Origin of the sequence: Candidatus Endolissoclinum faulkneri L5 (genome assembly GCF_000510265.1) — a bacterium.
In the GTDB taxonomy this organism is placed as follows: Bacteria; Pseudomonadota; Alphaproteobacteria; order Thalassobaculales; family Thalassobaculaceae; genus Thalassobaculum; species Thalassobaculum faulkneri_A.
On record NZ_CP006745.1, the window covers coordinates 191,863 to 204,553 of the forward strand.

The following is a 12,691-nucleotide window of genomic DNA, read 5'->3' on the forward strand; positions in this document are numbered from 1 at the left end:
ATATATACATTTTAATTAGCTAAAACTAGAAATTATTTTTTAGCCACAATCGACAGCATGCAAAGTTATATATTTTTGGATATTATTTTAATTTTCAGAAATAGGAAATTAGTATAGTGTTATCAGTCTCGTATCCTTTTATTATAGCTAATCGTAAGATAATTGATTATTCTTATAATTTTACCCTACAACAATTTCACCCAAATCAACCAGCAACATTCTTATGTGATGAGGTATTATCTAATTTAATGCACTTTAAATAAGTCATTCTAACTATTGCTTATTATCCCCCCTCTCTCGGAGAGGGTTGCGGCTAGGCTCGTGGTAGGTAGCGCTTTAGATAGTGGGTAGTGTAGCTATTTTTTGCTGTTACTATCTCTTCGGGAGTCCCTTGTGCAACGATTTTACCACCAGCTTCACCGCCTTCTGGACCAAGATCAATTACGTAATCTGCAGTCTTAATAATTTCTAAATTATGTTCGATAACGATAACAGTATTACCCTTATTAACTAGCGATTGGAGTACTTCTAATAGCTTACGTATGTCTTCAAAATGTAAACCGGTTGTCGGTTCATCCATAATATAGACAGTTTTCCCAGTTGTGCGACGTGATAATTCTTTAGCTAACTTCATCCTTTGTGCCTCGCCACCAGATAAGGTATTGGTTTGTTGGCCGATTTTTATATAGCTAAGACCTACTTGTTTTAAAGTTTCTAGTTTGTCGAGGATTGATGGAACAGCTTTGAAAAAAATAGCGACTTCTTCCACTGTCATATCAAGAACATCAGATATAGATTGATTGCGAAACTTGATTTCCAATATTTCTCGATTATAGCGTTTACCTTTGCAACTGTCGCAAATTACATCCATCGGCGGCAGAAAATGCATATCCACTTTGATTATACCATCTCCCCCGCAAGCTTCGCAGCGTCCACCCCGCAAGTTGAACGAGAATCGACTAGCAGTATATCCTCTAGCTTGTGCTTCGGGCAGATTAGCGAACCAATCTCTTATGGAGGAAAATATACCAGAATAGGTAGCCGGACTTGAGCGTGGGGTATGACTGATCGGTATCTGATCAACATCTATTACTTTATCGATGTTCTCTATTCCTTTTAATTGTTTAAAAGGAGCAGGATGTTCGCGGTTGTTGTGTAATCGTGATGCAAGCGCTTTCCATAGAGTCTCTATTATTAAAGTAGATTTGCCACTACCGGATACACCAGAAATGCAAGTGAATGTACTTAGCGGGATACTTATATTTATATTTTTTAGATTATTGCCAGTAGCACCAATTAAAGTTATTTGCTTGTTATTCTTTGCTTTGCGCCGCATAGCTGGAACTTCAATTTGCTTAACTCCTGTAAGATATTTTCCTGTCATGCTCGCTGAATTAGCCATTATTTCTCTTGGTGTTCCAGCGGAAGTTACAGAACCACCGTTTATCCCTGCACCTGGTCCCATATCTACTACGTAATCGGCCTTTCTAATTGTGTCTTCGTCATGCTCAACGACAATTACTGTGTTGCCAACATCACGTAAATGCTGGATAGTGGCGAAAAGTCGATCATTATCGCGTTGATGCAAGCCAATTGACGGTTCGTCCATTACGTAGATGACTCCTGTTAGAGTGGTGCCAATTTGTGATGCTAGGCGAATGCGCTGTTGTTCACCAGCCGATAGTGTGCTAGACGAGCGCGATAAGGTAAGATAGTTAAGTCCGACATTTTTTAGGAAGCTAAGTCGCTCTTGAATTGTCGGCAAGATTATTTCGATAATTTTTTTTTGTTTATTGCTGATATTATTTGATAGCTCTTTAACCCAACAAGCTGCTTTATTTATAGAAAAATTAGCTACATCATTAATGTTTAGGCCGTCAATTTTAACCGCTAAAGCTTCTGGCCTTAAACGTTTACCTTTACATTCTTCACAAGGGGAAAAAGATCGAAATCTACTAAGATCTTGACGAATCAAGGGGCTTTTGGTTTCCTTCCACTGCTGTTCCATATGGGGAATTATACCATCGAATAATTTTTTTGACTGATCGTTATGCGAGGAATCGGTTGAGGATGTGCTAGTTGAAGTATTATTAACGCCAAGTAGAATACTTGTACGGATTGTTTCTGGTAGTTTCTCAAATGGGATATCATTGAAAATGTTAAAATTTTTTAATAGACTACGGAGCAATAGAGGGTAGTATTTTTTAGATTGTTTTTCTAAAGGAGCGATAGCGCCGTTTTTCAAGCTTAGTTTTGGATTGGGTACTATAAGTTGTTCGTCAAAATATGTATAATTACCAATACCGTTACATGCTTGACATGAACCAAAAGGACTATTAAACGAAAATAGTCGCGGTTCGATTTCCTGCACAGTAAAACCAGTAACTGGACAAGCACATTTGGTCGAAAAAGTATGATAACGCTGCCCGCTATTTGCATCATCTATAAAAATCTGTCCGGAGGATAATTCTAATGCAGTTTCTACTGAATCAGCTAACCTGATCTTGATCCCATCACGCACAACAATTCGGTCAACCAATACTTCAATGTTATGCTGATATTCTTCGTTAAAATTTGGCAGATCTTTAGTTTCATATAGATGGCCATCGATACGCACGCGCGGAAAGCCAAGTTTACGTATTTCTAGTAATCTATTAAGACACTCGTCTTTCTGTGTATTTCGGATTGGTGCTAAAAGGTATATGCGGGTTCCATGGCTAATAGAACAGATTTGATCAACTATCTGGCTTACTGTTTGGCTCTCTATCGGCAAACCAGTAGTAGGTGAGTAAGGAATTCCGATACGCGCAAATAGCAAGCGCAGATAATCGTAAATCCCTGTTATAGTTCCTACTGTTGAGCGTGGGTTATTTGATGTTATCTTTTGTTTAATAGATATTGCCGGCGATAGGCCCTCAACCAAGTCTACATCTGGTTTTTTCATCAACTCTAGAAATTGGCGTGCATAAGCAGATAAACTTTCTACATAGCGGCGCTGGCCCTCCGCGTATATTGTGTTAAATGCTAGCGATGACTTACCAGAGCCACTAATTCCTGTTATTACGATAAGACTATTGCGTGGTAAATCAATATCTAGATTTCTTAAGTTGTTTTCACGCGCTCCGCGTACGCGGATCAGCCGCGATTTTACTGCAGCATTACAGTTAAAATACGATCCAATGGTCATTTTTTATTAAAAGACTGATATTAATAATATTACTATTGTAATAGCATCAGCTTTAGTCATATCGCAAAACATTGATACTATTTTATTTATCGTTGAATAAAGTGCTTTTATATAAAAAAAATATTGATAATCAAAAAGAAAGTAGTATAGCTAATTTACAGCAGCATTACTACTGTTTTTAGGCAAGGCTTTGAAACTGCTAGGAATAATTTTATTTCAATAGCTAATTAATTTTATTATGAGGAATAAACTAAGTTAACTTTATATTCAGGCTAATCATTAACTTATTAATAATATATCTTATTTTGCTAACTTTATGTTACATTGTTTATTTAATTAATCGATTAATATTATTTTTATGTCTGTGCACATTTAGAGTATGAATTTTGTTTATATTAAATTTAAAATTAAATCAATTTACTTCCTATTTAATCCTACTATTGTTAATTCTTTTATCTTGATGAAGCTGAATAGTTGTTTAGTAGCGAGTTCAGTTAAAGAGAAAATGATACCTAAATTATCGCTTGCATATTGTCTGGAGATAACTATTTCTGACGTATTTGTTTTAAACTGGTAAATCGCAAGTATTTTTGATAGTTGTTAGATTTCAATTTGATTGTTGTTAATCCTAATGAAAATTAAACTAGAATTGTGTTAATGATCGTTGCGTAAAAATAATTCACCTAAGCAAACCTCAAATACAAACAACGTATTTATTGCTAGGTTATAGAATCCTGCGATGGCGTAATCTATGCTATTTCAATTACAATTAATTATTAGTCAATTGTTTTAAAAAATATTTTGATACAAATCAATAAAATTAAAATTTACTCAAAAAAAATATTAGAACAGCTAAAAATTCTATTTAATAGCAAAAATTATGCTTATGCGAGACGATTGACTATAAAATAATTTTATTAAATGATGCTCTTCCTAAGAGGGATTAAGATAATTAATGGCAAAAAGAATTTTTTGCTAGTAAAAGTAATTTATAGATTTTGCAGATATTTTATTGATTATTTGAAATACTCGTGATATAATTTGGCATGTAGTTGTTTATACAAATTAACTACATATTAAAGTTTTTAAGATGGCTGCTTTGATGTAAGAGTGTTATACCCTTTCCGACTAACTGGAAAAGTTGAGCCTTTGGAGATGATGATTTTTTTGGGCAGATCTTGCGTATTGTTTTTATTACTAAGAGTGTCAGATGCACTATTATATTTTTATTGAATTCTGGCCGTAAGCTTAAAAAATAAAGAAAGTTAGAGGTAATGTCAGGTAGTATTAACAAGGCAATTTTAATCGGTAATCTTGGTCGTGATCCGGAAGTAAGATTTACTCAAGACGGAGTTAAAGTGATTAATCTTGCTATAGCTACATCTGATCGATGGCGTGATAAAAACTCAGGTGAGCAACGTGAGCGTACTGAATGGCATCGCGTTGTTATATTTAACGAAAATCTTGCACGACTTGCCGAACAATATTTACGTAAAGGTAGCTTGATTTATATAGAAGGCCAGCTGCAAACTAGAAAATGGTCGGATCAGAGTGGCCAGGAGCGTTATTCTACCGATATAGTCTTACAACGTTATCGCGGTCAGTTAGCTATGTTAGGTAGCGGTAGTCGTCGTGATTCTAATGCTATAGATAACAGCACTGATGGGAGATTATCAACTGGTTATAGCGGCGATTCCTTTGATCTTAGCAATGAAGCCCACCTTGATGGCTTGAACGATTTGGAAGATGAAATCCCGTTTTAGGCGAATCTATTCGTTAAATAGATTATAGCTTATTATAATGTCCTAATGATGCAATGAATCGAGCCATTGATTGATATGTAGATCGATAGCTAATTTATAAATTACAGTAATTTTTGTATTATTTAGATTAATTTAGTATGATAAATAATATTTATTTATCATACGTGCCCTTCATGACATTGCTTGATTAATCAATTTTTGCTATAAATAAACAACATCTAAATAAATTTTGATTGGAACTAGAGATTCTTTATCTAGTTATCATGTTTATAATGCTTAACCAGATGTTGTAATCTAGTCTAGCACATTATTAGTTGATTTTTAAAATTTTTCTATCTAATGTGCTGATAAAAAAGTTTATAGCAATTGATATTAGTAGCTGTTTAAGTTTTTTTATATAGGCCTTCATTATAGTGTGTTGTTTTACGCTTTCCTTCTTTCATCAAAGCGGATGGCTTATTGCTTGTTGTTATCAAACTATAATCATTAAAGGTTTGCGATCAATATTGTTTTTTTAAAATAGCCGCTATATTAGCAATAGCTGCTACTCTAATATCTTTTTAAATTTTTAGACAAGAAAGCATTAAATAAAGCTTACCTTATAGTTTTTATAGTTTAAAATGTATATCAAAAATCTTTATCTGCTCGATTTAATGCAAAATCAATATAATAAGTGATGTATCGTTTATTTATGCTTTTATTGTTAATGAATCATTTCCTAAAGCATAAATTGTAGCAAATCTTGCCAAACATTGTAAATATTAAGTTTTAATTGTAACTATTATTTTGGTATTACGTACTTGAAAAATCAATGTAAAATATAGTATCTTAGTCTACCAGCAAAAGATAGGGCAAAATGATTAAAAGAAGGATTCGATAATACAAAAATGATATTATCTTTTTCTTCATAATTTTGAAAATTATTCAATTATTTTTTTTGTGGTTTAAAAGAAACATTATGCTTTATCCGCAGAGCAATAAGATGATTTAATGTTTAGGTCGACAATGCCTGAAATACTATCATCATGGTTTGGTAAAACTTGGAACATCATAGCATCCAATATACGATGGATGGGTTGGCGTACACCATTTATCAACCCATTTACCCCGGCGTTAGCGAAATATATTCCTGGCATTAGTCTGCAAGTGAAATTAAATAAAACTGATATACGCTCTCCTATATTAAAATCTGGTAGATTATCACTTAAGCGATTTGTAGCACGACCACCAATTTCAACGCCAGATTTTGTCTTGAAAAGAGTAGCAAATCTGACCTTTTGGCAAGGAGTGAGAAAAGTAACCTCGTAGCGCAAGACATATGATTTACCATGAGTTAGCAAATTAGCTGGGCAGCCATTGCTTGTTTCAATTCTTGGATTAGAAATTTTTGCAAGGTTACCACCATGTTCAACTCGACTTTCTGTAAAAAAGGTTAGATCTATCGTAGGATCCAAGTATTGGGTTTTTAGTGACTTATTTTTGTCGCTACTTAAAATCTCGGCACGAATATGCTCACGATCAATGATTGGAGCTTGAGTTAAGCGATAATAGTTAGAGGCGATATCTTTAGGAGTACCGTCAAGCAATATTTCACCACGATCCATTAACACTGCTCTATCACAAAGTTGAGTAATCATATCAATAGCATGACTAACAAAAAGAATAGTAACCCCAGCATCACGCATTTCTTCAATGCGAGCAATGCATTTGCGCTGGAATCCATTATCACCTACAGCTAATGCCTCGTCGATAATTAAAATATCAGGATTAACGCTAAGTGCTATAGAGAAGGCTAGGCGAACATACATTCCACTAGAATAAGTGTTTACAGCTCGATCGATAAAATTGTGCAGGCCAGAAAAGTCCAATATATGAGATAGACGCTCATCAATTTCTCGTTGAGTTAATCCGAGTATCGCTGCGTTCAAGTAGATATTTTCTCTTCCAGTAAATTCTGGATTAAATCCAGCACCTAGCTCTAGAAGTGCAGCTGAGCGACCATTTACTTTTACGTATCCATTGTTAGGTTGTAGTAACCCAGCAATAATTTGCAACAAAGTAGATTTACCAGAACCATTAGGTCCAACAATACCTACGGTTTCATAACGGTTTATGATTAGAGATACTTGGTTTAGTGCTATAAAGATCTCACAATAAGGCTTTTCTCTCATGGAAAACATCTGTAGTAGTTTATCTACTGGACGTTTGAAGATCGAGAAGGATTTTGAGATATTATTGATGACAATAGCCGGTTTGTCATCATTCTGTTTGACGATTGCGGATGTATACGCATTAGATGACATCCGCAAATCCCCTTTTTGTACGTGTAAACCAGAAAGCACTAAACCATAAGAATATTATTGCAAATCCAGTGTAAATTGTCAGATAATTTAGATTAGGAATTAGCCCCCAAAGAGCTAGATTACGGGTTGCATGAACAGGTACCGACAGTGGATTAAACAAAATTAATATTTTTAAAAAATTTGGTAGATTATTTGCAGGGAAAAGTATTGTGCTACCGAACAATAGTAATGTAGAAAATAATCCTACTACATGGACGATATCTCTCAAGAATACTCCAAGTGATGATAATACCCAAGAAATTCCCGCAACCACAGCAAAAAATGGGATCCAAACCAGCGGTACTAAGATAATGGTTGGCTGTACAGTCCCGTTGAATAGAAAGATGGCCCCTACTAAAATTAGGTAATTTAGGCTGAGAGGAACCATAGCTGAACCTATAGCTACTAGTGATAATATCTCTAATGGGAATACTACTTTCTTGACGAAATTGACATTTTCTAGCACCAGCACTGGGGATCGGTTCAATACTTCTGTAAGAAATAAATGCAGCATTATTCCGGAAAAAAGAATTATGCCGTAATTGTAATTAATATTTGGTACTGGGGAGGTAAAGCGAACCCTTAATATATTACTAAATACGTAGAAATAGACAACAAAAGTCAGCATTGGTGTTAGCAAAGCCCAAAGTATACCCAAATAAGATTTGCGGTAGCGCGCTAAAATATCTCGTCGAATAAGTTGGCAAAGGATTAGACGATGAGTAACTAGCGAGTGATAAATATCAGCTGGCGTAGTAAGAAATCTATATGCGAGCTTTGTTACTTTACGTCCTGTGTACTCAAGATTCACGAACTTTTATCCAGTCCTTTTATCAGCATCAGTAAAATTATATCGAAAAACAGTATTATTATAACCGCGTAATTTCTGCTAGAAAATTGGCTTATTATTGCATGAAATTGTTAAGGTTTACAGAAAAAATATATCTATTAAACTTTTGATAATTTAACACTATGGAATTAATCTATTAATTAAAAATAAAGTGTTATACTAAGATGAATTTGTAGTAGTAAAATTCATCTTAGTATAAATGGTTCTCTCTATGAGGATTATTATAAATTAAGTTTAATACAGGAAGTATAACTAGAAATTAGTACATTAATTTACTTAATCTAACAGATTAGTGGTTTGTCTTTTTAAATAAATATCTAAGTACAATATATCATAATTATCTTAATCAAATTGTAAATTGCGTTGTTATCGAAATTTATTATAGTACAATTGGAGCTGTACTTATAATACATTAAAAGTCGTTGAATTTCAACAAACAGACAAAAATTATTGTAATCATATTTGTAAAATTGTACAATGTAAGTAGCATAAATGATTTAATTAATGATAATTCCTTATCCTAGTAGTTAAGATTTAAACTTAATCTATTAACTCGCCTATAATAAATTGATTTGTGTATTGCCATCTTAAAAAAGACAGACTATTATCTTCGAGATATATTATTAAAATTACGACACACTTTTTATACCTATTTGATTTATAATTTGCATTGTAACGCTAAAAATTACTATTCTAAATAGATCTAGTATTACAATAAACTAATCTTGTTATAGTTATTATAGAATAATGCAATAGAATGCGATCTATTACCTCTATAGAATTTAATAAATTGTATTTTTGAGGTTATATAAAAATATCTTAATGTATAATGAAAATTATTTTCAATGATCACTTTTGATCTGCGAATAATCTTTACATGACTACAAAAATTCTTGCTTTATAGGTAAACAATTTATTTTGCAATCAAGCTATGAGGTATTGCATTGTTTGTAGTATTAAGTCATATTTTATCTATGACTGCTGGTTTCTTGGCGGTAAAATTGACAATCCACATTGCCAGTTTTACTTAATTTTTGAAAATTAAGTAAAACTCTTATTTATTATTTGTTTAGATTTCTTGCTTTGAGCCTCTATACTATTTTATGGAGTATTTATAATGAAAATTAGCTGTTATAATAACAAAACTATTGCTAAGTCTAATTAATTTGCTATCAAGATTTAAGTGTTAATTGATGGGATGGAGATAGAATAATCTTTTTAGAATAAGATCTTTTTGATAAAAAATGTGTATTTAGAATTACCTTGGCTAAATTGTAGCTTAATGAGATTTAGTGAGTTATTTTTTTTTGCTAGAGTATTAGGACAATGATTGATAACTTTAACCTAAATAATAGAAATCAGCTAATGTCGGTTTCCCACAAATAAAATACAGATAATTTTAGCAAATTAATCTTAGTGTTTTTAATCTCCTTCGATGTTCTTGATTACCTAAGAACTTTTAGAACAAAAACTGATTAACTATTGCTATTCAAGGGCCGCTACTAATAAAAGTTACTGCTTAATATTTCATTCATAGATAAATAAAACTATCCTGGATAGAATAAGTTTAATTTGCGGATCGTACCCCCCCAATTATATTGTACCTGATTTGTGGCAGCATAGATAATCCAAAATAATCTTGCTGATAGCACACACCAATGATATTAAGATATCTCATTGGTTAGAGATTGTCAAGAGACGCTTTGAGCTCTGGTAGTACTTTAAAAAGGTCCCCGACAAGACAATAATCGGCAATCTTAAATATTGGAGCATCTTCATCGTTGTTAATGGCTACTATGACTTTGCTGTTCTTCATTCCTGCTAGGTGTTGAATAGCACCAGAAATTCCAACAGCAATATATAGATCAGGAGCTACTACCTTGCCAGTCTGACCAATTTGGTATTCGTTTGACAAGAAACCTGCATCGACAGCGGCACGTGTAGCACCTACAGCACCACCAAGCTTATCGGCAATCTCTTCCAGCATCTTAAAGTTTGCGCCATTCTGCATTCCTCGACCCCCAGAAACAATAACTTTGGCTGATAATAAATCTGGACGATCTACATTTGATTGTTGCGTGCTGACAAATTTAGATAATCCAGTATCACCTTCTCCATTGTTATTTTCTATTTTTGCGGAACCACCTGTAGTAGCAACGGCGTCAAAATTAGTACTACGTACGGTAACTACTTTAATCGCATCTAAGGATTGTACTGTAGCTAAGGCGTTACCGGCATAGATAGGGCGTACAAAAGTATTTTCATTTATAACTTCAACTATCTCTGAAACCTGAGCGACGTCCAGTAGAGCCGCTACGCGTGGCATAATATTCTTACCCATACTAGTTGCGGCTGCCAGCACGTGACTATAACTGTTAGCTGCTATCCTTGCAATTAGGATTGCCAAGTTTTCAGGCATTAAATGCTCGTATTCTTTGCTGTCAATCTTAATAACCTTAGAGACGTAGGGAACTTTCGCTGCTGCTTCTGCAGCCGGTGTACAGCTAGAGCCAGCAATTAAAGCCACCACATCACCTCCGATTTGCTTTGCAGCAGTAACCGCATGAAGGCTAGCTATGGAAATATTATCATTTTTATGTTCGAAGAATATAAGCGTGCTCATTTTTCATATAACTTTTGCCTCATTTTTCAGCTTTGAAAGTAGCTCACATACATTAGCTACCTTAATGCCACTTTTACGTTCTGGTGGCTCTACAACCTTAATAGTTTTTAGGTGTGAGGATAGATTAATACCAAGATCAGATAGCATTATCTGATCAATTGTTTTCTTTTTAGCTTTAATTATGTTGGGTAAAGACACAAAGCGCGGTTCGTTTAGACGCAAGTCAGTTGTTATTACGACCGGAGTATTAACTTTGATAGTTTCCAAACCGCCATCGATCTCACGATTAACAGTCACTTCGTTATCATTAATCTCTATTCGAGATACAAAGGTTGCTTGGCTCCAACCTAGTAGCGCAGAGAGCATTTGGCCGGTTTGGTTACAATCATCATCAATTGCTTGTTTACCGAAAAAACATATAGTTGAATTTATTTTTTCTACAATACTTTTTAGTATCTTTGCAATAGTTATTGGCTCAATTTCAATATCATTAATCACATGAATACCTCTATCAGCACCCATTGCTAGTGCAGTGCGGATAGTTTCTTGAGCTTGTATAGGGCCTATTGAAACGGCTATAATTTCGCTTGCCTTACCTGCTTCTTTTAGACGTATCGCCTCTTCAACAGCAATTTCGTCAAACGGATTCATTGACATTTTAACATTAGTAAGATCGACACCACTTTGATCAGCTTTAATGCGGATTTTAACGTTGTGGTTAACTACTCTTTTAACTGAGACGATTACCTTCATATTTACCTCTTAGTAACCGTTCTTCAAAACAAGTTAGTACAAAGTTTTGATAGATTGAATTGATATTAACTAACTGCTTAAAAATTATCTAGTTATTTTATTTATTTAATTATTTGTTTGCTCCGGGCGTCCAAAGTACATCTGTTGCTCCTTTGTCGTTGACCCAACGAGCTAGTACAAATAGATGATCCGATAGTCTATTCATATACTTGATAACTTCGCCATTTATCGTTTCGACACTAGCAATTAAAGTAATTTCTCTTTCAGCACGACGGGCGATAGTACGAGCCAATTGAAGATATGCGGCCGTGATCTTACCGCCTGGAATGATAAAAGAATTTATCGGCTGCAGATCGTTGTTCATTTTATCAATTTCTCTTTCCAAGCGCAGCACTTGATTGGGAGTTATGCGTAAAGAGGGATGGTTTAAATTTTTTTGCTCAGGATTGGATAGATCGGCACCTAAGTCAAACAAATCATTTTGTATGCGGGCTAACATATAGTCAACTTGTTCCCCTCCATCATTTATAGCATTTAGTCTAGCAATACCAATTGCTGCGTTAGTTTCATCTACAGTGCCGTAGGCATTTGGTCTAAGGGCATGCTTAACTATACGTGTCCCATCTCCTAGTGAGGTTTGTCCTGAATCTCCAGCACGAGTATAGCTATTAGTAAGCTTTACCATTTTTGTGAATATATTTCACCTTTCCAAAAATTAATCACTACCAGCATTATAAGATATTTATAATATGATAAATATATGAAATTGATATAAAATAAGCTACCAGATTTGATATATTATTATATTTTAAAGGTAATTACCGTTAAAATATAATAATATATCAAATTAAATTTTAAGATTTAGTCGGCAATAGCATTTTTCTAAAATCTATTGATGTGATTTACTTTAAAGGAGGCGTTTTCATAGAATTACATGAACAGTTGTAAATAATTACAAAGCATTATTTACAAGTAATAATAGGAATATGATAAGATAAATCGTATCTTATTGAGACTTAATTATTAAAATTAATAAAAATTACTCTTATGCATATTAAATTCCACTTTATTTATAAATGAAATGGCTTTACTAAGATCTTGTTAAGATTGGTTAATCTATAAATCAAGGTTCCATAACTGTAAGCAAAAAGCTAATACGCGGATCAAGTAACT

General features: G+C 33.8%; 7 protein-coding genes. 1 reads left to right on the forward strand and 6 read right to left on the reverse strand.

The window, feature by feature from the left end; all coding sequences use genetic code 11:
* Window positions 1-313: 313 nt before the first annotated feature.
* Window positions 314-3,187: an excinuclease ABC subunit UvrA gene (uvrA, locus tag P856_RS00560; protein WP_025300238.1), complete on the reverse strand. Its 2,874-nt coding sequence runs from the start codon at window positions 3,185-3,187 to the stop codon at window positions 314-316.
* Between the two features lie 1,274 nt (window positions 3,188-4,461).
* Here uvrA and ssb point away from each other — a divergent pair.
* The gene (gene ssb, locus P856_RS00565) at window positions 4,462-4,950 is read left to right on the forward strand and encodes a single-stranded DNA-binding protein (protein ID WP_025300239.1); all 489 of its coding nucleotides are present in this window, start codon (window positions 4,462-4,464) and stop codon (window positions 4,948-4,950) included.
* A gap of 956 nt (window positions 4,951-5,906) precedes the next feature.
* Here ssb and P856_RS00570 read toward each other — a convergent pair.
* From P856_RS00570 to P856_RS00590, 5 genes are all read right to left on the reverse strand, one after another.
* Window positions 5,907-7,292, reverse strand: a complete 1,386-nt coding sequence (locus tag P856_RS00570; RefSeq protein ID WP_227028675.1) for an ABC transporter ATP-binding protein — start codon at window positions 7,290-7,292, stop codon at window positions 5,907-5,909.
* A complete protein-coding gene (locus tag P856_RS00575) occupies window positions 7,243-8,103 on the reverse strand; it encodes an ABC transporter permease (protein WP_025300241.1) in 861 nt (286 codons plus the stop codon). Before P856_RS00575 ends, P856_RS00570 begins: the two co-directional genes overlap by 50 nt.
* 1,720 nt (window positions 8,104-9,823) lie before the next feature.
* Entirely contained in the window at window positions 9,824-10,765 is a 942-nt protein-coding gene (locus P856_RS00580) for an electron transfer flavoprotein subunit alpha/FixB family protein (protein WP_025300242.1), read from the reverse strand.
* Between the two features lie 3 nt (window positions 10,766-10,768).
* Window positions 10,769-11,518: an electron transfer flavoprotein subunit beta/FixA family protein gene (locus tag P856_RS00585; RefSeq protein WP_025300243.1), complete on the reverse strand. Its 750-nt coding sequence runs from the start codon at window positions 11,516-11,518 to the stop codon at window positions 10,769-10,771.
* A 109-nt stretch (window positions 11,519-11,627) separates the two neighbouring features.
* Complete coding sequence (locus tag P856_RS00590) at window positions 11,628-12,203, reverse strand: cob(I)yrinic acid a,c-diamide adenosyltransferase (protein WP_025300244.1); 576 nt, start codon at window positions 12,201-12,203, stop codon at window positions 11,628-11,630.
* Window positions 12,204-12,691: the final 488 nt, after the last annotated feature.

Bases quoted from the DNA above. Each gene is read 5' to 3' on its own strand.
- ssb (WP_025300239.1), top strand. From the start codon at position 4,462: ATGTCAGGTAGTATTAACAAGGCAATTTTAATCGGTAATCTTGGTCGT.
- P856_RS00590 (WP_025300244.1), bottom strand. From the start codon at position 12,203: ATGGTAAAGCTTACTAATAGCTATACTCGTGCTGGAGATTCAGGACAA.
- P856_RS00580 (WP_025300242.1), bottom strand. From the start codon at position 10,765: ATGAGCACGCTTATATTCTTCGAACATAAAAATGATAATATTTCCATA.
- uvrA (WP_025300238.1), bottom strand. From the start codon at position 3,187: ATGACCATTGGATCGTATTTTAACTGTAATGCTGCAGTAAAATCGCGG.
- P856_RS00585 (WP_025300243.1), bottom strand. From the start codon at position 11,518: ATGAAGGTAATCGTCTCAGTTAAAAGAGTAGTTAACCACAACGTTAAA.